Genomic DNA, 23,180 nt, shown 5'->3' with positions numbered 1-23,180 from the left:
CGTCGCGTGCCGCGCTTGCTCCCACACGCAGGTGTGGTTCGTCAGCGCGATTGCATGCTAAACCATTTGTCTGATTAATTGGATGGGAATGCGCGCTGCTTAGCCCATTTTTAATCGCGCAGAAGAACTGTGGGCTCTCAGAAAAGATGTCTTTGGGCCCCTAGACAGATCAAGGACTTGGACATCTTTTTTGAGAAATCCACATGCGTCTCGTCTCAGAAAAGATGTCTGCGGCCCCGGCATTTCTCAGAAAAGTCGTCCTTAGGAATGTCACGGCCCTGACCTGCCCCCCCTGCAAACGCCATGGAGATGGATTACCTCCCAGTTGTCAGATCGATTGACAACATCTTGACAAACATCGACCACACATTATGATGATGTCATAGTAAATTTATGACATTGGTGACTTTCGATGAGAGATGACGTAGTGATCACTGCCGAGCATGTGAGGGCAGCGCGTAGCCTTCTCCATTGGTCGCAGCAAGATTTGGCTTTGAAAGCAAACGTCGGAGTATCGACAGTTGCTGATTTCGAACGCGGGCAGCGTATGCCTGTGGCCAACAACGTGCTTGCGATTCGTCGCGCCCTGGAGTTAGCGGGCGTAACGTTTACCGCCGGTGGCGTCGACTATGGCTTTCAGTGGACCTTCATTACGGAGGCCGGGATCAGTTCGATGCACATGGGTTTCGGGCCAGAAAGTGCCGCCACATTGCGCGAATTCATGGCGATCTTTGGCTCAGGTGAGGCAGCCGCGACTAATGCCGTGAAGCTGAACATGGTCCAATGCGCCACTAGCGAACTTAAAAGCAAGCTGTCGAGCTATGTCGATAGTTTTGGCAAATCGGCTCCGCATTTGTATCGTCTGCAGAAGCTTGTGAACGGACTACGCGATGCCGAATTCTTTCTGGTTGTACCTGTGCCCTTAGCTTCAACTTCTGAACAATACCAGCTTGAGCAACTGGTTTATCAGCTCAATCATCCCGACGAACGCTCGTTCGCCGCAGAGCACAAACGTTTATTCGGAGATCTGCTGGCAGCCTACGACATGGTTGCACCGCGAACCGATAAGCGCGTCGATATCGGGAATGCTCGCAAGAGCGATCGGACATGCCGATTCTGTGGCCGAACAAAGGCGACGGGTGCAACATTCTCTGACGAGGCGCACGCAATCCCGGCAGCACTGGGAAATCAATTTCTCAAGCTTTCAGACGAATGCGATACCTGCAATCACTTTTTTGGTGAAGAGATCGAGCCAACGTTGATCGAGCTTCTTAACGTGCAGCGCGTATTTCTGGGAACAGAGTCGCGGGGCTCCAAGCCGACAATCAAGTTCGCTAATGGTCAGATGCTCAATGACGGTAAGCAGATGATCGTCATTTCCGAAAAAATATCCGAGGAAGCGTCTGGCGTGCTTACCGCTCAACTCGGCGAGGGTAAACGCATCGTGCCCGTTAATTTCTATAAGGCGCTTTGCAAGATCGCACTTTCAGTGATCCCCGAAGCGGAGCTACCAGCGTTGGAGAAAACTGCTCGCTGGTTGCGTTTCGGTGAACCGGGTGGCGTGCGTTTGCCGAAGGTTGCCGCCGCAATTGTTCCATTGCCGCCCGAGCCTTCGGCTCAGATCGTCCTTTACGTACGTCGCGAAGACACTTCAAAGCTGCCGCATGTAGTCTGCGAATTCCGCTTAGGCTGCTACATCTATGTCTACGCATTGCCTTTTTCTGCACGTGACGCATGGGATTTGATCGGTTTTTTTGAAGACGATACGTTCAAGGAGACGTTCCGTCATTACGCTAGCGTACCTTCGTGGGTTCATCAGGACTACAGCAACGACAAGGAAATCACCGTAGTTCAGAACATCAAGATGGTGCCAAGAACTCGTGATTGACGGTGTGACCTAAGCCGGCACCCGAGATCTCTAAAGACCATGATTCCGCCAAGGGTTTTGGCGGAACCAATACTCTGGCATCGGGGCCAATTAAACGCAGCGCTTCGTTGCTTGCGACATCGGGGGCACAAGAGAGGTGGCCGCGCAAATTCGGACAGCCGGATAAGTGGAGCGTCTGGGGCCTGAGTCGGGGCTGGCGAAGGCGATTAGATACTCGCTGGGCCACTGGCACGCTCTCACACGCTATTGCGAAGACGGGCGCGTCGAGGTGGAAAACAATACGGCGGAGCGCGCGATCAGGCCGCTGGTTCTCGGCAGGCGTTATGTCCGGTCCACGATTATGCTGAGTAGTAGCGGCGAGCCCCATCTGTTAGCGTGACTCACCCCTTTCAACCATACATAATCAAAGCGCCTGCAGGAACTTCAGCAGCGCGTCCGTCGGGCGGTAGCGCGTGCGTCGGGTTTCGGGCGGCATGATCGCAGCCAAGGCGCGCTCCTTCATGGCCAGATCAGCCTCGACGTAGCCATGGGTCGTTACCGGACTCTCGTGCCCGAGCCAAAGCGCAATGACCGTGAGGTCAACGCCGGACTGCAGCAAGTGCATCGCTGTCGTATGCCGCAGCGTATGTGGCGAGATCGTCCGTCCACGCAACGAAGGACATTGGGTCGTCGCAGTGCTTACAGCCCGTGCGATTCGCTCGGCGACGTTTGATCGGGTCATCGACTTTCCCCAGCGATTAGGCAGCAGAGGTTGAGCCTCTTGCAAGCCGGTGAATTCTATCCAGCGGCGAATTTCGACGGCGGTTTCCTTCCATAGTGGTACGGTGCGCTGCTTGCGCCCCTTACCATGCAGGCGTACCGACGGCGTGATGTTGAACTCCACATCGTCGACGCGTATGCCGATCAACTCGGAAACACGAGCGCCGGTGTTGTAGAGCATCTTGAGGAGCACCCGATCCCGGCGGCCGTACCATGTCGTTGTGTCCGGTGCATCGACAATCGCCCGAACTTCGTTCCTGGACAGGAATCCCAGCAATGGTTTGTCGAAGCGTTTCATCGGAATCGCGAGGATCCGCTGGACGAGTAACAGCGCCGGAGGACATTGGGCGGCGACGTATCGCGCGAAGGCCCGTATTGCCGCGAGCCTCGCATTTCGAGTCCGAACGGTATTGTGCCGTTCAGCTTCGACATGCGCGAGGAAACCAAGAATCAACTCCGCATCGAAGTCGCCCAGCGTCAGTTTGGCCGGTGGCTTTCCGAGTTCGCGTTCGGCATAGGCCAGCACCAGCCGGAAGGCATCCCGGTAAGCAGCTACGGTTCTCGGACTGGCAGCCTGCTGTTGCAGCATCCGCTCGGCAAAGAAGCGCTGAAGCAAAGCTGCAAACTCAGTTGGTTCGGCGAGCAGCGGGTTCATGTCGATACTCCTTCGGCGTAGCGGTGGAAACGCTCACCAGCGACGGCCATCAGTTCCGGAATGCCGGTGAAGTACCAGTAGGTATCGACTACCTTCGCGTGACCCACATAGATCGATAACGCCGATAGACACCGAGCGACGTCCTCTTCCTGCTTGTAGAAGCGCAAGGCGCTGTGCACGATAAAGGTATGGCGCAGATCGTGTAGCCGGTGATGCGCGTAATCTCCACGAGGCTGCCAGCCGAGCTGTCTGCAAAGCGAATGCAGCGCATACAGCACCCTTCGCCGATCAACAGGCCGACCGTCGTCGCGCAAGAAGAAGCGATCGGAGTCGGGACGCAAGACGAGCCGGTCTCGTAGCTCCGCGTACGTCTGCAAATGCGGCGGGACGCTCGCATGCAAGGGAACGAAACGGTGCTGATGACGCTTGGCGTCGCGGATATCAAGCACTCCGGCCTCGAGATCTACGTCGGCGCGAGTCAGTGCCAGCGCTTCGGAGATGCGCAGTCCGGTTGACGCGAGCAGCCCGAACAGAGTGCGGCAAGTGGCTGGGCGTAAGCTTCCAGGCGGTCCCAGGCTGTCGGTCTCCACCAGGAGCGTTCGCAGTTCTCCGTCAGTATAGATATGCGGCACTAGCCGTCGGTGTCCGGGACCGAATAGATTCCGCGGGGGTACGATCGTTTCCGCGTCGCTACGCAAACAGAACTTGGCGAAGCTGCGTAGGACTTCTATGCGACGCGCCCAACTAATCCGGTTTGGACGCTTCGATGCCCGTGCCCAGTCTGCTGCAAGTTCCAGAGTAAGCCTCTCCGCGCCGCATTGATCGGCGAAGTGGGCAAACGATTCAAGCTGTAGGCCATCGATTGTTAGCTCAAAGCCAAAGCCGCGACGATAGGCAAGATATGCGGCCACGCGAGCCGCCCAGGTCATGGTGGCGCTCATGATGTACTCCCCGGCCAAGGCAGTGCGACGCTGCGCAAGCCCTCCAGATCGACACGCGCATAGACCCGGGCTGTGTTCAAGCTCCGATGTCGCAGCAGGTCCGAGATCTCTTTGAGCGACACGCCGGCCTTCTGCAGCCGCGTTGCTGTCGAACGCCGAAGCACATGCGTACTGCAGAACTGATCCGCCAGGCCGCTGCGTGCAAACGCACGATTCATTGCATTACGGATGGCCGCTACGCTGAGGGGGACACCAAAGGGCGCACGGTGGCGCACGAATATGGCGCGACTATCGGTTCGGGGGCGACCTTCCCGAAGATAACGAGTAAGGGCTTCGCCGGTCTGTACCGGCAGGGGCAGATGTTGCGCGCGCTGGCTCTTGGTGCGATGAAGCGTCACAATCCCGTTTCGCCAATCCACGCAGTCCAGCGTCAAGTGAGCGGCTTCATCTCCCCGCAGGCCGAGATCGAGTATGCAGCGGGCGATGGCATAGTCTCGTAGACCAACTGGACAGCTTACGTCGAACGCTTGCAGGAAGTGTCTGAGCTGAACTTCAGAGAGCACCTTCGTCGGACTCCGGCGCGGCCAGCTTGCAATCGCTGGTAGTGTCGCGGCGAGTATCTGGGTATCGTCACCTCGCATCGCACGAAAGCGCAAATAGCTGCACAGGCTCGTGCAAATGACACCGCGCGAACTGGGTTTCCAGCGGGCCGCCAGGTCCTGCAGGAATGAGTCGATATCTCCAGTAGTCAGCCGTTCAATACTGGGAACGTTGCCCTCGAAGCGACTGGTAAAGAATGCTTCCAGATGTCGCACACGATAGGTGCACGTCGACGATGTCAAACCACAGGTGTTCTGCAAATGATCGTGGAAACGCTGGAGCTCGACGGCCATCGGGCTCATCGTTTTAGTGGTCGTCCCGCCCGCATTGGGCAACAGTGCAAGCAGATGATGGAGCGCCGCCCGCGTCTCCGATACGACAGACCGGCACGGTGCCGGACAGGTGCAGGTGGGGAAGTGAAGTCGAATGAAGCGTTCGATAAGCGCGTGGTCAATGCCCGTGACAGCCAACCGCTCAGACATCATCCAGTAGCTGAAATGTGCGAGGCAGCGGAGATAGGCCCCGATGGTACCCCTTGCATAGCGTCGGCTCTGCAGGGTCTCGATGTATGAAGTGATGAAGTTGCTCAGTGGGCCGTTCAACAGCCAATCTCGGCGAGCAAGGTGCGCCAAGCATGCGTCGGTGGACATGGTGATCTCCCGCGTCAGGTTTGCGGAATACCATGAAACCACCGATTATTATGTTCAGCTCTGGCCGACCATGATCGGGTTGTTGGTCCGTTGGCGATGCCGCGAGACAACACTCCCTCGCTCAGGCATCAGCATAATCGTGGACCGGACATAATTGCGATTATGCCGACTTCGGCATAACAGACGCAATTATCTGTTCGCAGGCTCCGACGGCGGTGGCCAAAGCGCGGCGGTGATCTATAGCCTGATCGGTACGGCGCGCCTGAACGGCATCGAGCCGTTTGCCTACGAGCGCTGCAGAGCCCGGCTAAGGCCGAAGCCTATAAGGCCAGTGTTTTTCCTCTCGAGGTCAAGATCCCGCCATTTGACGATACAGACGCGACCGGTTCCGTTCGTAGCCCGGCCGTGGAGCTTCCGTCCGCCCTTGCCGAAATCGAGGCGCTGCTGAGGCGTTGCAGCTTCTCGCCTTACATTTCGCACGTCACTGTGGGAAGGTAAATTCCAGCCAAAGGCCGGCTAACAGCTCGATGGTTTGAGCGGCGAAATTGCTGCATTTCGTCGCTCCCGAACGAGCATTAAGCGCCGGTAGCAGTACATCGTGCCACTGCCGGCCACCCCCGCTAAAATTGCGCACTGGAAAGCTAGCAGCCCGTGACCTGCCCCCTTCAATAGGGCCAATGGGTTTCTAGCAAAGTCCCTTTAAACCAACTCCTGGAAAGCGGCAGGAGCATCCGCGGTCGCCCGGTGTTTCGCCACAAACTCTGACGGCGCAAGGCAGTTCAGTGATCAGGGAGGCGGCGGCGGTTCGATCGCTTGACCAAAGTAAGCCATGCAAACGGCCTCCCGAAACGCAGCTGGTAGCTGGCCTTGGGCGTGGAGATCTTCCACGGTTCTGACGGCTAGAAAAGGCTTGTTTTTGCGAGGCGCTTGATATCCCAAGAGGCCCTCCAGATCTGGTGCAACCAAATGCCGTTGATTTGCACCAGCGACTAACAGGGCGAGAATATTCTGGTTGTTTGCCTGCTCGGCCGGATTGCCAGGATCTTCGTCGTGCAGTACGCGATAGGGGATGTTGAATGCGTTCAGCACGCGCTGAAACGCTGGGATGTTCGATTTTCCGTTGCAGTCCACAAGCGACACTTCGCGCCGAAGCCGTAGATGTCGTTCGAACAGTCCCATTAGCTCTGCGCCTCGCTCGAAGGCTGCAATAGCGCTAAATTCCTCCATAAGCACGACCCGTTTGGCGAAGAAAAGCTCGTTCACGGTAGGATCGAAGCGTGCCACAGTATTCAGTCGCTGCCTGTCGGCTTGGAGAGGTTGCCCGGGAAAGAGATCTTGGGTCACCTGATGCGCAGCCGCGTCACCTTGTGGCGTCTTGAACATCCTAACGATGGCTCGATACTTGGTGGCGATATTAAGGAACACTGGTGAATGAGTGTGGACTTGCCCCTGCATGACCGGACACACGGTCACGCTTGGGTTGGAGAATTTGCTTGCTGGCGAAACTCGCGTGGCGAGCGGTATTTCAAGGCGCTGTGCGGATGCGATTCGTTGTAGTGGTCGAACGCAATGGCCAAGTTCTGCAGCGCCGTTCTGGCGTCGGGCTTGGGCATCCACGAAACGTAGTCACGCTTCATCGTCTTCACGAAGCTCTCGGCCATCCCATTGCTCTGCGGACTTCTGACGGGTGTCGTGACCGGCTTCAGGCCGATTTCCCGCGAGAACGTCAGCGTCTCGTCGGCAATGTAGCAGGAACCGTTGTCGCTCAGCCACTCGATTTCGCTTTCAGCCTTCAATGCACCGGCGAAACGGTTTTCGACCGCCTGAAGCATCACGTCGCGCACCATGTCGCCGGTGTAGCCGCCGGTGGTCGCAGCCCAGCTCATGGCTTCCCGGTCGCAGCAGTCCAGTGCGAAGACGACGCGCAAGGGGGCACCGTCGTCGCATCGGAATTCGAAACCGTCCGAGCACCAGCGCACGTTGCTTCGGTCCACCGCGACCTTGCCATCGTGCCGACGCGTAGACGGGGCATGACGAGCTCGGCGCTCGAGCAGCAGGCCGTGGCGACGCATGACGCGATACACCCGCTTTGCATTGACGCGGGGCTGACCGAGCGCATCCCGGCTTCGCCTCAACAGCGCCCATGCACGCCGGTAGCCGTATGTGGGCAGCTCGGCAACCAGCTCTCGCAGTTCGGTGACGAGCGGCATGTCATCCAGAACGGGCGTCTTGCGCCGGTCGACCCATTCAGCGGGGCGCTTCGATTTGACCGTGAGATTCGAGCGCGACACACCCAGGACTTCGCAGACCGTCTTCAACGGTCGTCCCCCGGCAGCAATGGTGAGCGCGCAATCAATTTTTTTGCTCGACCGTACTCCACTGCTTCGCGGAGAATTTCCACTTCCATCGTTTTCTTGCCCAGCAGCCGCTGGAGCTCACGAATCTGCTTCATCGCTTCGGCCAGGTCCGATGCCGGAACCACCTGTTCGCCGGCACTGACCGCCGACAGGCTTCCGTCCTGATAGAGCTTGCGCCAAGCAAACACCTGATTCGCATTCACCTGATGGCGACGGGCAACACCGGAAACCGTGGCGCCGGGCTCGAAAGTCTCGCGCACTATCGCGAGCTTCTCTTCGACAGAACGCCGGCGGCGCTGCTCCGGCTGGGTCAGAACTTCGACAGGTTCTACGTTGTGGTTAGGTTTAAACATAGGCAGAAGACTACCTCATAATTTAAGCGTTACCCCGTGTCCGGTTTTCGCGGGGGCCAGCCCACAGAGTTCGACTGTAGTCAGTCGCGGTTATTGGGTTGTTGACGTAAGATTGACGATGACTAGTCACACTACGACGTCATCGAACGATGCAAATAATGCTGTTGTACTGAGGCGTCAGTGTTCAAGACAGTTTGATATCGGGGAGAGATCGCATGCGTCTGTGTCGCTTCGAGGTCAGAAATTTTAAGTGTGTTGAGTATGCCAGCTTGGAGTGGGAGGACATGCTGGTGTTAATCGGTGAAAACAACGCCGGCAAGTCAACCATCCTGTCTGCCATTGCCGCTTTTCTGAGCGGCAGTGCTATTAAAGACCCTTCGCTGTTTCGGCGACACCTGACCGATGTGGTGAACGCGATCGAGCTCATTGGACATTTCGACAGTCTCAGCGACGAAGAGACGACTCAGGTAGCCGTTCGTGGTCGCATGGACGGTGACCGTTGGATCTTGAAGAAGCGCTACTGGTTCGAGGCCGGCGAGGACGGCGAATCGGGTGGATGGAAAGAGGCTCTGTATTCCTTCTCCGGCGCGGAGCGATTCGAAGGCTGGCCAGAGATTGACACGGCGTGGAATGCATTTCCAGAGGAATATCAGCCACTCATTGCGGTGCTGCCAAATCGCGGAGTTCGCCCGACGAACGCGGCGAGGGAGGCGTTGCGCGAGGCGGTGCGACAGCAACGGCCTGACCTCGTGGCTTTCGACGCGCCCAATTGGGTGCCTAACCCCGGTGGAGGCGGAAATTGGAAAAGCAACGCCAACTCCATCCTGCCTCGCCCCATACTGGTACGGGCGGTGCAAGAAGCTAGCGACGAAACCAACGCGAAGGATGCGTCGACCTACGGCAAGTTGGTGAACCTCATTGTCGAGCGAAGCTTGGCACAGCGCCCAGAAATGGTTCGGTTGCAAGAGGCGTTGGACGAGGTGCTGGCCTTGTTCCGCCCAGACGAGGCCAATCCTCAACGCCAAGCCCAGGAGGTTCGGAACCTACAGGACCGGATCAACCGGAGCCTCAACGAAGTAGTAGGAGGTCAGGCGCTGATTCGTACGGAAGCGCCGGAGATTCGATCGATGGTGTTGCCATCAACGTCTCTGGTCATCCGTGACGTGGAAGCTGGCATCGATACTGAAGTTGGACACCAAGGACACGGCCTTCAGAGGACATTGGTAATTACCTTGCTGCAATCACTGGCCGATGCACAGGCACAGGTTGTGCCCGGCGCGGCCCTCGCACCGGTAAGAGCCAACATCCTGCTGATCGAAGAGCCGGAGCTATATCTTCATCCGCAAATGGAGCGGTTGATGCGTGACGTTCTGTATCGATTGGCTGAGCAAGCTTCTACCCAAGTGGCATGCTGCACTCTGCAGTCGACTTATATGGTCGGCCCAATATCACAATAGGATCAGCCTTGGATTCGATAAAGCAACGTGCCGTCATCAATAGCCAACGACATACCGCGAGGTCCGGATCGGTGTATGGCGCGACGACATAAGCAAATGCAACTGCCGCGCAGCATCGCCTCACTCACGTCGACCGTCTCGCCTCTCAGTCATTCAAGCACTCTCATCCTCGGCTCGAACTCCGACATCCGCATCCGGCACGACCAGGTTTTCCGCTCCATAGTCACCGGCTTTCCCCTAGGCCATCAGCGCCAGTCGCTACTTCGCTTTCTCGGGGCCATGACACTCTTGCCGCATTGTAATCAGCCGATTCCCTACCAACACCCCCGTCGACACAAAATCTCGATCAAGATGCACGGTCGGCAGGTTGCCGACTGCCGGACAACCGCCATCAGCGGTGTACTCCATAGCAAATAGCGTCTGGTTGAGGATTATTGCAGTAGCCCGTGCGCCTGCTATCGACTCCGGTGCAGCGACGATCACCGCCGCGATACCAAGTAAAGCCATCGGGGTAAACAGCTCGATAATGTCGCGCAAGTAGCGACCTTGCAGCGCCGGATCGCCTCGACGCCCGAAGCGCACTCTTCGCCACCAAATGAATACCCTGTTCGTCCTCTCCTTCGGGAGGAACTTGAACCAGGCTCGCACGGATCGCAACAAGAGCGACGGCAGGTTGATCAGAATAAGTATTGCACCGCACACGGTAAGGAAAATTGCCGCGCAACGGACAAAGTTTAGAACTACATACCAGGACGACAGAAGACCAACGAAGCTCGGAAAGTACTTCGCATCTGCGTGGGTCAACAGTCGCGTCGTACGTATTGCTTGCGCAGTTCCGACTGCGACACATACCGCAGTCGACAGCGCATACAACGCTTTTCCGAGCATCTTTCCCCACGACCACTTCGCGATCCGGGCAAGTATCAAATGTGCGTGCCGAAGTGCCGCAATCGAGGTCACCACACCGATGCAGAACATCTCGTGTATGGAACCGAGCAAGGGCATCCAATGCAGGGTGGCCAGGATCAGACGAGCAATTATGTACATCATGACAGCGCCATACAGGACCGGGACGTCGGGGGGAAGCTTACGCAGCGGCCGTAGCGCTTTCATGATGCGCATTGCACGCTTCAACATCATCCTGCGAAAAGGCGGCAGGAATCGCCGCCACTCCACGAACAGGTCCCACAACATAAAACTGAACAAGGCTGTGCCTACAAGCGTGACTCCCCAGCTATAGGTGACAATTCTCGTCGCCAACGCCAATCCGGAAAACGCGACTACAAGCCGAATCTCCGAGCGTCGCAGTACCCCGCGTACCGCATCAATCCAATGCTTCATACATCCCTCTATTATTTTGATGTTTATGCAAGCCTCGCATGTATTGCGACATTCAAATCGCCGATCGCCATATCGTGTCGATGCTGACTCGAGAAAGGCATACCGTAGATCGATTGCACAAACTAGGCCCGTTGTCTATAACGCAGACATGTGGTCGAGTATGCCCCTCCTTTCACGGAACGCCGCGACCGTCCGCGAGCGACAACGCGTCAGGCACCCGTTGGCAACGCACGGTCGATAAGCTCTTTGAAGTGCTTGTCGTCTTGCTCAATCGAGAGTTTTCGCCCGCGTTCTTCGACGCTAGTCGCGATGCGATCCGATACCAAAGCAAGCCCCCTGAGCAAAATCGATGTGTGCCAACTTCGGGGCCATCATCTCCTCGACCGCGGCAGCAGCCAGACATTGGCCAACGAGAATTTGAGTCGATTGCACCAACTCTGCATAGGCGATCATCTTGTTTTCAAGCGACATGTTTGATCTCGTGATTCGATAATGAGGTTCAACATCGACGAGCACGTACGAGGATAGCTAATTATTCAAGGACAACTTATTGAGAATGCGGACATCTTTTCTGAGAACCCACAACAACAACCCACAACAGCATCAGCACGCCCCACTCCGTACCGGCATCCGCCAAACCAACTGTACCGGTACTGTATAGCCAACTGTCGCTAGACTGCCTCCATCCCCCCCGCCTCACCGATGGAGAGTCACGCAATGGAATTCCTCACCCTGAGTGCGCTGCCCGCCGGCATGCTGTTTGCGCTCGTCACGTCGATCACGCCCGGCCCGAACAACACGATGCTGCTCGCATCCGGCGTCAATTTCGGTTTCCGCCGCACCATGCCGCACCTGTTCGGCATCAGCATCGGCGTCGCGATCCTGATGCTCTGCGTCGGCTTCGGCCTCGGCGAAGCATTCAAGCGACTGCCGCTGCTCTATACGATCCTCGAAGTCGCGAGCGTCGCGTACCTGCTGTACCTCGCGTGGCGCATCGGCACGTCGGGCGAAGTGAAGGCACACGGCGGCAAGCCGCGGCCGATGACGTTCATCGAAGCCGCCGCTTTCCAGTGGATCAATCCGAAGGCATGGATGATGGTGCTGACCGCCGCGACGACGGTCCGCCTGTCCGCCGACTACGGGTTGAACGCCGCGTGGATGGCCGTCGTATTCATTCTGATCGGCTTTCCGTGCATCAGCCTGTGGGCCGCGTTTGGCCAGGGCCTGCGACATTTCCTGTCGAATCCCCGCGCGCTGCGCCTCTTCAACGTGACGATGGCCGTGCTGCTGATCCTGTCGCTGTACCCCCTGATCGCGCACCTGCTGCCACAATAAGCGGCAACGAGCGCGCTCGTTGAGATTCAAGGCTCGCTGGCGTACGCTTGGATTCCGGGCGTGCAAAACCGCTGCGCCGGTAGAGCCGCTGCTGTCGGGAGACAACGGATGAAGCCAACGCTGAGAGCAGGCGAGCACATCGAAGGAATGCACTGGGTCGCCGAATATCACCAGGAGACCCACCACATCCGGATTCTGCGCGAAGACATCGAGATCGGCATCTATTGCGCGCCGCCGACGATGTTCGGCGAAGAGGAAGACATGGGCGCCGCGAACCTCTCCGATCATCGCAGCCGGGAGGCCGCGCTGCGCGCGTATCTGCGCAACTTCGTGAAGGAACACGACGCGGAAGAATAGCGGCGCTGCCCGGTGCTACCACCCGGCAGCGCCCCGGATTCCTCGATCAATGTCCGAGCGGCTCCGCGTTGCCTGACGACGGCGCGGCCTCATACGGCCGCGCCATCTGCTTGATCAGCAGCGCGACACACGCGAGCAAGCCCGCGACGGCGATCGTCGCGAACACGCCCGCGAACGAGAAATGCCGGCGCGTCAGCTCGGCGACGAGGAACGATCCCGCAATCCCGCCGAAGCGACCGACGCCGAGCATCCACGCGACACCCGTGCCGCGCCCCTCGGTCGGATAGAACGCGGCGGCGAGCGCCGGCATCGACGATTGCGCGGTGTTCATCAGCACGCCGGCCACGAACACGACCAGCACGAGCAGCCCGACGTTACCGGCCGCCTGCCCGATCGCATACACGCTGACGGCCGTCAGCGCGTAGCACACGGCGATCACGCGGTTCGCGTTGAAGCGGTCCATCAGCACGCCGCACAGCACGGCACCCACACCGCCGAGCGGGAACAGCGCGGAGATCAGCGTCGCGCTCTTCGGCGTCAGCCCGGCATCCTTCAGCAGGATCGGCATCCAGTTGATCGACGCGTAGAAAATCACGAGCCCCATGAAGTACGCGAGCCACAGCATCACCGAGCCGACGATGTACGCGCGCGACAGCACGACGCCGAGGCCCTTGCTGCCGGTTTGCGGCGCGGCTTCGGTCATCGCGAACGAGCCGGCGTTCAGCGCTTCGCGCGAGATGCGCGCGAGCGTTGCACGGATCTTGTCGACAGCCTGGCCGTTGGCGACCATGAAGCGCACCGATTCCGGCATCTTCAGCAGCAACAGCACGCCGAGCAGCAGCGGCGTCACGCCGCCGAGGATCAGCACGCTGCGCCAGCCGAAATGCGGAATCATCCACGCGGCCAGGAAACCGCCGAACGCGGCGCCGAGCGGGAAGCCGCAGAACATCAGGTTGATGACGGTCGCGCGGCGCTTGTCCGGGCAGAACTCGCCCATCATCGTGACTGCGTTCGGCATCGCCGCGCCCAGGCCGACGCCGGTGACGAAACGCAGGATCGTCAGGTGCCCGATGGTCGTCGAGAAGGCGGACACCAGGCATGCGACGCCGAACAGGAATACCGAGCCGAGCAGCAGCGAACGGCGGCCGAGCCGGTCGGACAGCGGGCCCGACACGAGCGCGCCGCACGCGAGGCCGAACAGCGCGGCGCTGAGCACCGGTGCGAGATCGGGCTTGGTGAGGTTCCATTCGCCGAGCAGCGACGGCGCGATGAAGCCGATCGCGGCCGTATCGAAACCGTCGAGCAGCACGATCACGAAACACATGAGGAACACGAGCCATTGAAAGCCGCCGAACGGCTGCTCGTTGATGAAGGTCTGTACGTTGACGACCGGGGTGCGATTCATCGCCTGTCTCCTGATATATAAGCGGCGCGGCTCATCGGCCGCGCCCTCCTTTGTTTGCGCACCGGATTCGATGCGCTGCGTGCCGATGCACTGTCGGCACGTTTGGTGTCAGCCCGTTCATGCGGGCTTCGGCGTCGGCGTCCGGCAGGCCGTCAACCCGCCCCGTCCTGTTCCTTGAAGATCTTGTCCGCGAGATGGAACGCGGAATTCGCAGCCGGCACGCCGCAATAGATCGCGGTCTGCAGCAGCACTTCCTTGATCTCGTCGCGGGTCACGCCGTTGTTGCGCGCGGCGCGCAGATGGAGCGCAAGCTCCTCGCCGCGATTGAGCGCCACCATCATCGCGATGGTCAGCAGGCTGCGCGTATGGCGCGGCAGGCCGTCGCGCGTCCAGATCTCGCCCCATGCATATCGCGTGATCAGGTTCTGGAATTCGTCGGTCACCTCGGTGCGGTTCTCGAGCGACCGGTCGACGTGCGCATCGCCGAGCACCGCGCGGCGCACCTTCATCCCCGCTTCGTAACGTTTCTGGTCGTCCATCGTCGGTGCCTCACGCGGTCAGGAAATCGAGCAGCGCACGGTTGAAACCGTCGGTGCATTCGATGTTCGAAATATGCGCGGCGTCGAATTCGGCGTGCTGCGCACTCGGAATCGCGGCGGCGAGCGCGCGGCCCTGGTCGGGCGGCGTCGACATGTCCTTCGCGCCGGTCACGACGAGCACCGGCAGCGCGATGCCTTTTACCTCTTCGCGCAGGTCGGCGGCATTCAGCGCGTCGCAGTTCGCCGCATAGCCGTCCTTGTCGGTATGCACGAAGGTGTCGCGGATCGCATCGAACAGGCGCGGCTCGCGCTCGACGAATGCGTCGGTGAACCAGCGCGGCAGCACGGCGTCGGCAAGCGCGGCCATCCCTTCGGCGCGTGCCTTCTGCGCGCGCGGCGCCCACACTTCCGGCGAACCGATCTTTGCCGCGGTGTTCGACAGTACCGCGCGCACGATGCGCGACGGGAAGCGTGCGGCCAGCGCCGCGCCCGTCAGCCCGCCCATCGAGATCCCGCAGAAATGCGCACGATCGATGCCGACGTGGTCGAGCAGGCCGATCACGTCGCCGGCGAGCTGCTCGATCGTGTACGAACCGGCCGGTGCATCGGAATGGCCGTGGCCGCGCGTGTCGTAGCGCAGGATGTTGAAGTGCTGCGTGAGCGGACGGATCTGCGGCGCCCACATCTGCAGGTCGGCGCCGAGCGAATTCGAGAAGACGAGCCATGGCGCGTCGTCGCGCGCGGCACGGTCGATCCGGTAATGCAGTTTCACGCCGTTGACAGTGGCGAAAGGCATCGAGGTTCTCCTGGTTATGGCGTGCCCGCGTGCAGCGCGAGCACGGCGTCGACGCAGGCCTGCGCCTCGCCGACGTAATGAGCGGGATCGAGCAGCCGCGCGAGCGCGTCGCGCGACAGGTGCGCCGACACGGTCGCATCGGCGGCGAGCACATCGAACAGCGTCGCGCCCGTGCGCACGGCTTCCTTCGACGCATGCTCGACGACGTGATGCGCGTCGAGCCGGCCGATCTTGTCGCCGAGCGCGAGCATCACCGCTTCGCCGAGAATCAGCCCGCGCGTCAGGTCGAGGTTCGCGGCAAGGCGTTCGGTGTTCACGTCGAGGCCCGCGACGATCTGGGCGATCTGCGCAAGCGCGCCGCCGGTCAGGCGCGCGAGATCGGGCAGCGCGTCCCATTCGGCCTGCCAGCCGCCGAGCGCACGTTCATGTTCCTGGACCATGCCCGCGAACACCGTCGCGACGAGGTTCGGTGCGCGCACTGCCGCGGTGAGCACCGCCGCGCAACCGACCGGGTTGCGCTTGTGCGGCATCGTCGACGAGCCGCCCTTGCCGGCGGCGGCCGGTTCGCCAAGCTCGCCGACTTCGGTCTGCATCTGCAGCGACACGTCGCGCGCGATCTTGCCGAGCGTACCCGTCAGCATCCCGAAGCAGGACGCGGCTTCCGCGATGCGGTCGCGCTGCGTGTGCCACGGCACGGCCGGTGCGGCGAGCTTCAGGTCCGCCGCCAGCGCGGCCGTGACGCCGGCCGCCTGTTCGCGCAGGCTCGCGAGCGTGCCGGCCGCGCCGCCGAACTGCAGCACGAGCGCGCGTTCGCGCAATTCGGCGAAACGCGCGCGATGGCGCAGCAGTGCGTCGAGCCATTGCGCGAATTTCAAACCGAGCGTGATCGGCAGCGCCTGCTGCAGCCACGTGCGGCCGATCATCGGCGTCGCGCGATGCGTGCGCGCGAGCGCCGCGAGCGACGCACACGCTTCGTCGAGCATCGGCTCGAGCACGTCGAGCGTGTCGCGCAGCTGCAGCACGGTGGCGGTATCGATGATGTCCTGGCTCGTCGCCCCCCAGTGCACGAACTTCGCGGCCTCGGGGTCGTCGGCCTTCACCTGTGCGGTGAGCTGCTTCACGAGCGGAATCGCGAGATTGCCGCCGAGCGCCGCGCCGTGCGCGAGCGCGTCGGCGTCGAGCCGGCTTGCGTCGCACGCGCGCTCGATCGGCGCGACCGCGGCGGCGGGAATCACCTGCCGCGCGGCAAGCGCACGCGCGAGCGCGGCCTCGACGTCGAGCATCCGCTGCATCGTCGCGCGGGGCGACCAGATCCGGTTGAGCGGCTCGGTGCCGCAGATGAGGGAGGTCAGGCGGGCGCTGTCTTCGAGCATGGCATCAGATTGGGGAAACGGCGTGCGCCTATTGTCCACCCAAGCGCGCCGGCATGCGCGCAAGCGCACGCGCCGGCACGTCGGTGGTTCAGGCAGCCGCCTTTTGCGTCGCGTCGATCAGCGGCACGCCGGTCAGCTTCTGCAGTTCGTCGAACGACAGGTCGGTGAAGATCTCGCTCACGGCCAGCCCGTCGGCCGTCACGTCGAGCACGGCGAGATCCGTATAGATGCGGCTCACGCATTGCACGCCGGTGACCGGGTACGAGCACTGCGCGACGATCTTGCTTTCGCCCTGCTTCGTCAGGTGCTCCATCATCACGAACACCTGCTTCGCGCCGATCGCGAGGTCCATCGCGCCGCCGACGGCCGGAATCGCATCGGGCGCCCCCGTATGCCAGTTCGCGAGGTCGCCGTTCGCCGATACCTGGAACGCGCCGAGCACGCAGTAGTCGAGGTGGCCGCCGCGCATCATCGCGAACGAATCCGAATGGTGGAAATACGCGCCGCCGGTGAGCAGCGTCACGTGCTGCTTGCCGGCGTTGATCAGTTCGTCGTCTTCCTCGCCGGGCGCGGGTGCGGGGCCCATGCCGAGCAGGCCGTTCTCGCTGTGCAGGAAGATCTCCTTGCTCGGGTCGAGGTGGTTCGCCACCAGCGTCGGCACGCCGATGCCGAGGTTCACGTACGCGCCTTCGGGGATGTCCTGGGCGACGCGCTTGGCCATTTCATCGCGGGTCAGTCGTTTCATCTGAATATCTCCCTCAAGCGGCTTGCGATGCAGCGTGTTCGGCGGCCAGCTCGGCCGCGTGCGCGGCCTGCGGCACCTCGACGACGCGCTGGACGAAAATGCCCGGCGTCACGATGTGTTCCGGGTTCAGCGCGCCGAGCGGCACGACTTCCGACACCTGCACGATCGCGACCTTCGCGGCGCTGGCCATGATCGGCCCGAAGTTGCGCGCAGTCTTGCGATACACGAGATTGCCCCAGCGATCGCCCTTGTACGCCTTCACGAGCGCGAAATCGGCGTGAATCGGCGTCTCGAACACGTACGGCTTGCCGTCGATCACGCGCGTTTCCTTGCCTTCCGCGAGCTTGGTGCCGTAACCCGTCGGCGTGAAGAAGCCGCCGATGCCGGCGCCCGCCGCACGGATACGCTCCGCGAGGTTGCCCTGCGGCACGAGCTCCAGCTCGATCTCGCCGGCGCGGTACAGCCCGTCGAACACCTGCGAATCGCTCTGGCGCGGGAACGAGCAGATGATCTTGCGCACCTGCTTCGCCTTCAGCAGCGCCGCGAGACCCGTCTCGCCGTTGCCCGCGTTGTTGTTGACGATCGTCAGGTCGCGCGCGCCCTGTTCGATCAGCGCGTCGATCAGCTCGGACGGCATGCCGGCCGTGCCGAAGCCGCCGATCATGATTGTCGCGCCGTCGTGGATGTCGGCCACCGCCGACTGAAGCGATTCGAAAATCTTGTTGACCATGTCTCTTCCTGATACGAACCCGCGGCTCGATGCGCGGCCTGTCGAGGGGACACGCGCGTGCCGCGTGCCGCGCCGGGGCCGAATGTCGATCCCGGTATTTGTTCGCCAATCGAACCTAGATTCGATTAGCGAACGATGGGCCGATCATAGAGTCGCGCACAGCGCGTTGTCAAGGCGGGTTCCCTCGGGGGCCGCCGTCGCGTCGTCGAACGGCAGCCCGACATAGTTTTCGGCGAGCGACTGCGCGGCGGCCCGCGAGCGCGTCACGTATTTCAGCTCGGCAAACTTCAGGCGATTGACGAACGGCGAGTCTTCCGGCGACGAATGCAGCATGTTCGTCATGAAGTACGAGAAGTGCTCGGCGCGCCACACGCGTTCGAGGCAGGTCGCCGAATACGTGTCGAGCGGCGTCGTGTCGCCCGTCCGGTAGCGTGCGCCGAGCGCGCGGGACAGCGCGCGGACGTCGGCCACCGCCAGGTTCATCCCCTTCGCGCCGGTCGGCGGCACGATGTGCGCGGCGTCGCCGGCGAGGAAGAGGCGCCCGTGCTGCATCGTCTCCGACACGAAGCTGCGCATCGGCGTCACGCTCTTCTGCGTGATCCGGCCCTCGGTCGGCGTCCAGCCGGTGTCGTTCGAGAAGCGCGTGTGCAGTTCGTCCCAGATCCGCGCGTCGGACCATTCGGCGAGGTTTTCGTCGGGCTTGCACTGCAGGTACAGGCGTGTGACCGTCGGCGAGCGCATGGAGAACAGCGCGAAGCCGTTGTCGTGATGCGCGTAGACGAGCTCGTCGAGCGACGGCGCCGCGTCGGCGAGGATGCCGAGCCACGCGAACGGATAGACGCGTTCGAACGTATTCAGCCGCTCGGCGGGAATCGTCTGCCGCGCGATGCCGTGGAAGCCGTCGCAGCCGGCGATGTAGTCGCAGTCGATGCGGTCGTCGCGGCCGTCGGCATGCTTGAACGTGACGAACGGGTGCTCGCCTTCGACGTCGTGCAACGCGACGTCGCTCACTTCGAAATGCATCGCGTGGCCGTGCTCGACACCGGCCGCGATCAGGTCGCGCACGACTTCATGCTGGCTGTAGACGGTGATCGCGCGCCCGCCGGTCAATTCGGACAGGTCGATGCGATGGCGCCGGCCCGAGAACAGCAGCTCGATGCCGTGATGTTCGAGCCCCTCGCGGCGCATCCGCTCGCCGAGGCCGGCTTCGTTCAGCGTATCGACCGTGCCCTGCTCCAGCACGCCGGCGCGAATGCGGTTCTCGCAGTATTCGCGCGAACGCGCTTCGACGAGGATGGAATCGACGCCTTGCAGGCGCAGCAGATGGGAAAGCAAAAGGCCGGACGGGCCGGCGCCGATGATGGCGACCTGGGTGCGCATTGTTCGTCTCCTGAACATTAATTCGAATCGTCGAACACATTTGAGCGCTTTCCCGACTATGCGGCAACGCGATTCAGGAGATATGTTGTATACGTTTCCCAGATACTGGCCTGGCGATGGACACGCTCGATCTGAACCTGATTCCCTACCTCGTCGCGCTCGACGACACGCGCAACGTGAGCCGCGCGGGCGACCTGCTCGGCGTGAGCCAGCCGCGCGTGAGCACGGCGCTCGGGCGGCTGCGCGAATACTTCGGCGATCCGCTGTTCGTGCGCACGTCGCGCGGGATGGAACCGACGCCGCGCGCGCTCGCGCTGCTGCCGGCCGCCCGCGACGCGCTCGCGCAGATCGAGCGCGGCCTCGTCGCGCCGCACGACTTCGACCCGGCCGCGAGCACGCATACGTTCTCGATCGCACTGTCGGACGTCGGCGAGATCGTGTTCCTGCCGAAACTGCTGCAGGCGTTCGCGACGCGCGCGCCGCACGCGAACCTGCGCTCGGTCTCGCTCGCGCACGACGAAGTCGGTCGCGGCCTCGAAGCCGGGTCGATCGATCTCGCGGTCGGCTACTTCCCCGATCTCGACGGCAACAACTTCTTCCAGCAGCGATTGTTCACGCACCGGTTCGTCTGCCTGATGCGGCGCGGCCATCCGTTCGAACAGGCGCCGCCGTTCACGGTCGAACAGTTCCTCACCTGCGGGCACGCGGTGGTGCGTGCCGAAGGGCGCAGCCAGGAGGTGCTCGAGAAATATCTCGCGAAGCAGCGCATGCAGCGCCGCGCGGTGCTCGAGACGCCGCACTTCATGAGCCTGCCGTTCATCCTGAGCCGCACCGACCTGATCGCGACAGTGCCGCATGCGATCGGCTATGTGTATGCGGCGGAGCACGCGTTCATCGTGCCCGTCGAGCCGCCGCTCGCACTGCCGCGCTTCGACCTGAAGCAGCACTGGCATCGCAAGTACCACAACGATCCGCGCACCGCGTGGCTGCGCGGCGTCGTCGCGTCGCTGTTCAACGACGAGCAGGACGAATGGCCGAAGTGAGCCGGCCGCGCGGTTGCCGCGCGACGCACGACCGTCGAAAGCATGAAACAATGCTCCCCATCTCGCCGCCGCCGCAGGCGGCCATACTCGATGGAGCGAATACATGGGTAAAAAATCCTCGCGGCCCGAACCTGCCGCGTCCCGGCCGAGCCGTTCGGAGGCCGAGGAAGCCGTCCGCGTGCTGCTGCGCTGGGCCGGCGACGATCCCGCACGCGAAGGCCTGCTCGACACGCCCGCGCGCGTCGTGCGCGCCTACGAGCAGTTCTTCGCCGGTTACGCGCTGGAGCCGCGCGACATCCTCGCGCGCACGTTCAGCGAAGTCGACGGCTACGACGAAATGATCGTGCTGAAGGACATCCGCTTCGAGAGCTACTGCGAGCACCACATGGTGCCGATCATCGGCCGCGCGCACGTCGCCTATCTGCCGAACCATCGCGTGGTCGGCATCTCGAAACTCGCGCGCCTCGTCGACGCGTTCGCGAAGCGCCTGCAGATCCAGGAAAAGATGACCGTGCAGATCGCCGACACGCTGTTCGACGTGCTGCAGCCGAAAGGCGTCGGCGTGATTCTCGAAGCCGCGCACCAGTGCATCTCGACGCGCGGCGTGCACAAGCCGGGCGTCGAGATGGTGACGTCGCGCATGCTCGGCACGTTCCGCACCGATCCGTCGACGCGGCGCGAATTCCTGTCGATCGTCGCGAATCCTTCCTCAGTCAACCTGACGAATACGTAATGGAGTCGACGAAGCAAACGGCGCACGCGCCCGTCGTGCTCGTGACCGGCGCCGCGCGCCGGGCCGGGCGTGCGTTCGCCGAGTATTTCGCGAAGCATGGTTATCGCACCGCGGTGCATTACGACCGTTCCGCCGACGCCGCGCACGCCGCCGCGCGCGCGATCGCCGAGCGCGGGACGGACGCCGTGGCGCTGCAGGCGGACCTGTCGGACGCCGCGCAGGTGGCCGCGCTGATCGACCAGGTGTATGCGCGCTTCGGGCGCCTCGACGTCCTCGTCAACAACGCGTCGGTTTTCTGGCAGGACCATTTCCCGAGCTTCGACCTCGCGGCGTTCGACCAGGCGTGGGCCGTCAACTGCCGCGCGCCGATCCTGCTCACGCGCGCGTTCTACGAACGGGCCCGCGCCGCCGGTACGCAGGGTGTCGTCGTGAACGTGGTCGACCAGAAGATCAAGGAAAACTTTCACCGCGACCATTTCAGCTATACGGTCGCGAAGGCCGCACTCGGCAACCTCACGCAGATGCTCGCGCTGTCGTCCGCGCCGGTGCTGCGCGTGAACGCGGTGTTCCCCGGGCTGATGCTGCCGAGCGACGACCAGACGCAGGCCGACTTCGAACACGCGAGCCGCGCATCGACGCCGCTCGCGCGTATCGCGGGCCCCGACGACGTCGCGAGCGCGATCCTGATGCTGACGGGCAACGCATACAACGGCGTGGATTTCGTCGTCGATGCGGGGCAGAACCTGATCCGCGTCGACCAGGACGTGCTGTACAAGCACCGTTCGCCGTCAGGCGAACGCTGACGCGCGCCGCGTTACGGCTTCTCGGCGCTCCCGCCTTCGCGAACCTTGCCCTGCGCGACGCTCGTGCCGGGCGGCACGCTGTGCGTGAGCCACACATTGCCGCCGATCACCGAACCGCGCCCGATCGTCACGCGGCCGAGAATCGTCGCGCCCGCGTAGATCACCACGTCGTCCTCGACGATCGGGTGCCGTGCGTTGCCCTTGACCAGCGCACCATCGCCATCGGCCGGGAAGCTTTTCGCGCCGAGCGTGACGGCCTGGTACACGCGCACGCGCTCACCGATGATCGCCGTCTCGCCGATCACGACACCCGTGCCGTGGTCGATGAAGAAGCTCGGGCCGATCTGCGCACCCGGGTGGATGTCGATGCCGGTGGCCGAGTGGGCGATTTCATTGATGAATCGCGCAAGCAGCGGTACGCCAAGCCGGTGCAGCGCGTGCGCGAGCCGGTGGTGCATCATCGCCAGCACGCCGGGGTAGCACAGCAGGATCTCGGTGATGTGCTGCGCGGCCGGATCGCCCGCATAGGCGGCCTGGATATCGCTGACGAGCAGCGCGCGGACCGCCGGCAGTTGCCGGCCGAATTCGCGCGCGATCTCGAACGCGCGTTCGTCGAGCTCGGCGAACGGCGTATCGGCATGCTCGGGCAGGAACGGCAGCGCGCGCCGAATCTGTTCGGACAGGATGCGCAGCGTGCTCTCCAGCGTATGGCCGACATAATAGTCGACGGTCTCGTCGGTCAGATCCGGTGCGCCGTAGTGCGTCGGAAACATCGACGCGCGCAGGCCGGTCACAATCTTGCAGATCGCATCGCGCGACGGCAGTTCGCGAATGCCGCGCGGATGGCGCGTGCGATGGAGTTCCTCGCGCGACTCACGCAAGCCGGCGACGATTTCTTCGAGGCCCCACTGACGGGCAAGCGATTTCGGCATATGCAAAA

General features: G+C 62.0%; 22 protein-coding genes and 2 pseudogenes. 9 read left to right on the top strand and 15 right to left on the bottom strand.

The annotated features are described in order from the left end of the window. Positions 1–412: 412 nt before the first annotated feature. Positions 413–1,888, top strand: coding sequence for an HNH endonuclease (locus tag WT26_RS37415; protein WP_155123154.1), 1,476 nt, complete (start codon positions 413–415; stop codon positions 1,886–1,888). Positions 1,889–2,075: 187 nt separating this feature from the next. Then, positions 2,076–2,210, top strand: a pseudogene (locus WT26_RS20930) (IS66 family transposase); the annotation flags it as partial. An 81-nt stretch (positions 2,211–2,291) separates the two neighbouring features. Here WT26_RS20930 and WT26_RS20925 read toward each other — a convergent pair. Genes WT26_RS20925 through WT26_RS36030 form a run of 3 tightly spaced genes read right to left on the bottom strand, consistent with a single transcriptional unit; the run spans position 2,292 to position 5,493 of the window. Next, positions 2,292–3,302: a site-specific integrase gene (locus tag WT26_RS20925; protein WP_069270781.1), complete on the bottom strand. Its 1,011-nt coding sequence runs from the start codon at positions 3,300–3,302 to the stop codon at positions 2,292–2,294. Beyond that, positions 3,299–4,243: a tyrosine-type recombinase/integrase gene (locus tag WT26_RS20920; RefSeq protein ID WP_069271800.1), complete on the bottom strand. Its 945-nt coding sequence runs from the start codon at positions 4,241–4,243 to the stop codon at positions 3,299–3,301. The genes WT26_RS20925 and WT26_RS20920 overlap by 4 nt, the downstream gene beginning before the upstream one ends. Then, the gene (locus tag WT26_RS36030; protein ID WP_080485701.1) at positions 4,240–5,493 is read right to left on the bottom strand and encodes a site-specific integrase; all 1,254 of its coding nucleotides are present in this window, start codon (positions 5,491–5,493) and stop codon (positions 4,240–4,242) included. The genes WT26_RS20920 and WT26_RS36030 overlap by 4 nt, the downstream gene beginning before the upstream one ends. A 181-nt stretch (positions 5,494–5,674) precedes the next feature. Between WT26_RS36030 and WT26_RS39100 the strand changes: the two are divergent. Further along, positions 5,675–5,941, top strand: a pseudogene (locus WT26_RS39100) (hypothetical protein); the annotation flags it as partial. Positions 5,942–6,279: 338 nt separating this feature from the next. Here WT26_RS39100 and WT26_RS20910 read toward each other — a convergent pair. Together WT26_RS20910 and WT26_RS20905 are read right to left on the bottom strand one after the other, a co-directional pair. Then, the gene (locus WT26_RS20910; RefSeq protein ID WP_230461697.1) at positions 6,280–6,876 is read right to left on the bottom strand and encodes an ATP-dependent endonuclease; all 597 of its coding nucleotides are present in this window, start codon (positions 6,874–6,876) and stop codon (positions 6,280–6,282) included. A gap of 86 nt (positions 6,877–6,962) precedes the next feature. Beyond that, positions 6,963–8,203 (bottom strand): IS3 family transposase gene (locus WT26_RS20905; protein WP_155123153.1). Its coding sequence is split into 2 segments (ribosomal slippage): positions 6,963–7,849 and positions 7,849–8,203, totalling 1,242 coding nucleotides; the frame shifts between segments, so codons are not numbered across the junction. A gap of 215 nt (positions 8,204–8,418) precedes the next feature. Here WT26_RS20905 and WT26_RS20895 point away from each other — a divergent pair. Beyond that, positions 8,419–9,660 carry an AAA family ATPase gene (locus tag WT26_RS20895; protein ID WP_230461696.1) on the top strand — a complete coding sequence of 414 codons (1,242 nt, stop codon included), beginning with the start codon at positions 8,419–8,421 and terminating at the stop codon, positions 9,658–9,660. Positions 9,661–9,918: 258 nt separating this feature from the next. Here the strand turns inward: WT26_RS20895 and WT26_RS20890 are convergent, their stop codons facing one another. Together WT26_RS20890 and WT26_RS37410 are read right to left on the bottom strand one after the other, a co-directional pair. Then, entirely contained in the window at positions 9,919–11,001 is a 1,083-nt protein-coding gene (locus WT26_RS20890; RefSeq protein WP_069270778.1) for a hypothetical protein, read from the bottom strand. A 300-nt stretch (positions 11,002–11,301) separates the two neighbouring features. Then, positions 11,302–11,472, bottom strand: coding sequence for a hypothetical protein (locus WT26_RS37410; RefSeq protein ID WP_155123152.1), 171 nt, complete (start codon positions 11,470–11,472; stop codon positions 11,302–11,304). Between the two features lie 246 nt (positions 11,473–11,718). Here WT26_RS37410 and WT26_RS20885 point away from each other — a divergent pair, with 246 nt between their 5' ends. Together WT26_RS20885 and WT26_RS20880 are read left to right on the top strand one after the other, a co-directional pair. Then, positions 11,719–12,336 (top strand): LysE family translocator, encoded by a 618-nt coding sequence (locus WT26_RS20885; protein WP_069273847.1) that lies wholly within the window; start codon positions 11,719–11,721, stop codon positions 12,334–12,336. Positions 12,337–12,444: 108 nt separating this feature from the next. Next, positions 12,445–12,693 carry a hypothetical protein gene (locus tag WT26_RS20880; protein ID WP_069273846.1) on the top strand — a complete coding sequence of 83 codons (249 nt, stop codon included), beginning with the start codon at positions 12,445–12,447 and terminating at the stop codon, positions 12,691–12,693. A gap of 46 nt (positions 12,694–12,739) precedes the next feature. Here the strand turns inward: WT26_RS20880 and WT26_RS20875 are convergent, their stop codons facing one another. From WT26_RS20875 to pobA, 7 genes are all read right to left on the bottom strand, one after another. Continuing rightward, complete coding sequence (locus tag WT26_RS20875) at positions 12,740–14,098, bottom strand: MFS transporter (RefSeq protein ID WP_069273845.1); 1,359 nt, start codon at positions 14,096–14,098, stop codon at positions 12,740–12,742. 152 nt (positions 14,099–14,250) lie between these two features. Continuing rightward, positions 14,251–14,637, bottom strand: coding sequence for a 4-carboxymuconolactone decarboxylase (gene pcaC, locus WT26_RS20870; RefSeq protein ID WP_069273844.1), 387 nt, complete (start codon positions 14,635–14,637; stop codon positions 14,251–14,253). Between the two features lie 10 nt (positions 14,638–14,647). After that, complete coding sequence (pcaD, locus tag WT26_RS20865; protein ID WP_069273843.1) at positions 14,648–15,433, bottom strand: 3-oxoadipate enol-lactonase; 786 nt, start codon at positions 15,431–15,433, stop codon at positions 14,648–14,650. Positions 15,434–15,447: 14 nt separating this feature from the next. Next, positions 15,448–16,806 (bottom strand): 3-carboxy-cis,cis-muconate cycloisomerase, encoded by a 1,359-nt coding sequence (locus WT26_RS20860; protein WP_059523511.1) that lies wholly within the window; start codon positions 16,804–16,806, stop codon positions 15,448–15,450. 88 nt (positions 16,807–16,894) lie between these two features. Further along, entirely contained in the window at positions 16,895–17,551 is a 657-nt protein-coding gene (locus WT26_RS20855; RefSeq protein WP_006482308.1) for a CoA transferase subunit B, read from the bottom strand. A gap of 13 nt (positions 17,552–17,564) precedes the next feature. Further along, the gene (locus WT26_RS20850) at positions 17,565–18,281 is read right to left on the bottom strand and encodes a 3-oxoacid CoA-transferase subunit A (RefSeq protein WP_021157587.1); all 717 of its coding nucleotides are present in this window, start codon (positions 18,279–18,281) and stop codon (positions 17,565–17,567) included. Between the two features lie 144 nt (positions 18,282–18,425). Continuing rightward, a complete protein-coding gene (gene pobA, locus WT26_RS20845) occupies positions 18,426–19,661 on the bottom strand; it encodes a 4-hydroxybenzoate 3-monooxygenase (protein WP_069273842.1) in 1,236 nt (411 codons plus the stop codon). Between the two features lie 116 nt (positions 19,662–19,777). On the opposite strand from pobA, the gene WT26_RS20840 reads away from it, so the two are divergent. The 3 genes from WT26_RS20840 to WT26_RS20830 all read left to right on the top strand — a co-directional run bounded on the left by WT26_RS20840 (position 19,778) and on the right by WT26_RS20830 (position 22,240). Next, the gene (locus WT26_RS20840; protein WP_069273841.1) at positions 19,778–20,704 is read left to right on the top strand and encodes a LysR family transcriptional regulator; all 927 of its coding nucleotides are present in this window, start codon (positions 19,778–19,780) and stop codon (positions 20,702–20,704) included. A 103-nt stretch (positions 20,705–20,807) separates the two neighbouring features. Next, positions 20,808–21,437 carry a GTP cyclohydrolase I FolE gene (folE, locus tag WT26_RS20835; RefSeq protein WP_069273840.1) on the top strand — a complete coding sequence of 210 codons (630 nt, stop codon included), beginning with the start codon at positions 20,808–20,810 and terminating at the stop codon, positions 21,435–21,437. Further along, positions 21,437–22,240, top strand: a complete 804-nt coding sequence (locus WT26_RS20830) for an SDR family oxidoreductase (RefSeq protein ID WP_069273839.1) — start codon at positions 21,437–21,439, stop codon at positions 22,238–22,240. The genes folE and WT26_RS20830 overlap by 1 nt, the downstream gene beginning before the upstream one ends. Positions 22,241–22,251: 11 nt before the next feature. Here WT26_RS20830 and epsC read toward each other — a convergent pair whose 3' ends face one another. Further along, positions 22,252–23,172 (bottom strand): serine O-acetyltransferase EpsC, encoded by a 921-nt coding sequence (epsC, locus tag WT26_RS20825; RefSeq protein WP_069273838.1) that lies wholly within the window; start codon positions 23,170–23,172, stop codon positions 22,252–22,254. Positions 23,173–23,180 lie beyond the last annotated feature (8 nt).

The organism is Burkholderia cepacia, assembly GCF_001718835.1.
Classification (GTDB): Bacteria; Pseudomonadota; Gammaproteobacteria; order Burkholderiales; family Burkholderiaceae; genus Burkholderia; species Burkholderia cepacia_F.
The sequence above is the reverse complement of the archived record's forward strand: the minus strand, read 5'-3'. Positions and strand labels throughout refer to the sequence as shown.

Bases quoted from the DNA above. Each gene is read 5' to 3' on its own strand.
- WT26_RS20920 (WP_069271800.1), bottom strand. From the start codon at position 4,243: ATGAGCGCCACCATGACCTGGGCGGCTCGCGTGGCCGCATATCTTGCC.
- WT26_RS37415 (WP_155123154.1), top strand. From the start codon at position 413: ATGAGAGATGACGTAGTGATCACTGCCGAGCATGTGAGGGCAGCGCGT.
- folE (WP_069273840.1), top strand. From the start codon at position 20,808: ATGGGTAAAAAATCCTCGCGGCCCGAACCTGCCGCGTCCCGGCCGAGC.
- pcaD (WP_069273843.1), bottom strand. From the start codon at position 15,433: ATGCCTTTCGCCACTGTCAACGGCGTGAAACTGCATTACCGGATCGAC.
- WT26_RS20880 (WP_069273846.1), top strand. From the start codon at position 12,445: ATGAAGCCAACGCTGAGAGCAGGCGAGCACATCGAAGGAATGCACTGG.
- WT26_RS20890 (WP_069270778.1), bottom strand. From the start codon at position 11,001: ATGAAGCATTGGATTGATGCGGTACGCGGGGTACTGCGACGCTCGGAG.
- WT26_RS20840 (WP_069273841.1), top strand. From the start codon at position 19,778: ATGGACACGCTCGATCTGAACCTGATTCCCTACCTCGTCGCGCTCGAC.
- WT26_RS20855 (WP_006482308.1), bottom strand. From the start codon at position 17,551: ATGAAACGACTGACCCGCGATGAAATGGCCAAGCGCGTCGCCCAGGAC.
- WT26_RS36030 (WP_080485701.1), bottom strand. From the start codon at position 5,493: ATGTCCACCGACGCATGCTTGGCGCACCTTGCTCGCCGAGATTGGCTG.
- WT26_RS20885 (WP_069273847.1), top strand. From the start codon at position 11,719: ATGGAATTCCTCACCCTGAGTGCGCTGCCCGCCGGCATGCTGTTTGCG.
- pcaC (WP_069273844.1), bottom strand. From the start codon at position 14,637: ATGGACGACCAGAAACGTTACGAAGCGGGGATGAAGGTGCGCCGCGCG.
- WT26_RS20875 (WP_069273845.1), bottom strand. From the start codon at position 14,098: ATGAATCGCACCCCGGTCGTCAACGTACAGACCTTCATCAACGAGCAG.
- epsC (WP_069273838.1), bottom strand. From the start codon at position 23,172: ATGCCGAAATCGCTTGCCCGTCAGTGGGGCCTCGAAGAAATCGTCGCC.
- WT26_RS20925 (WP_069270781.1), bottom strand. From the start codon at position 3,302: ATGAACCCGCTGCTCGCCGAACCAACTGAGTTTGCAGCTTTGCTTCAG.
- pobA (WP_069273842.1), bottom strand. From the start codon at position 19,661: ATGCGCACCCAGGTCGCCATCATCGGCGCCGGCCCGTCCGGCCTTTTG.
- WT26_RS20860 (WP_059523511.1), bottom strand. From the start codon at position 16,806: ATGCTCGAAGACAGCGCCCGCCTGACCTCCCTCATCTGCGGCACCGAG.
- WT26_RS37410 (WP_155123152.1), bottom strand. From the start codon at position 11,472: ATGTCGCTTGAAAACAAGATGATCGCCTATGCAGAGTTGGTGCAATCG.
- WT26_RS20830 (WP_069273839.1), top strand. From the start codon at position 21,437: ATGGAGTCGACGAAGCAAACGGCGCACGCGCCCGTCGTGCTCGTGACC.
- WT26_RS20850 (WP_021157587.1), bottom strand. From the start codon at position 18,281: ATGGTCAACAAGATTTTCGAATCGCTTCAGTCGGCGGTGGCCGACATC.
- WT26_RS20895 (WP_230461696.1), top strand. From the start codon at position 8,419: ATGCGTCTGTGTCGCTTCGAGGTCAGAAATTTTAAGTGTGTTGAGTAT.
- WT26_RS20910 (WP_230461697.1), bottom strand. From the start codon at position 6,876: ATGTTCAAGACGCCACAAGGTGACGCGGCTGCGCATCAGGTGACCCAA.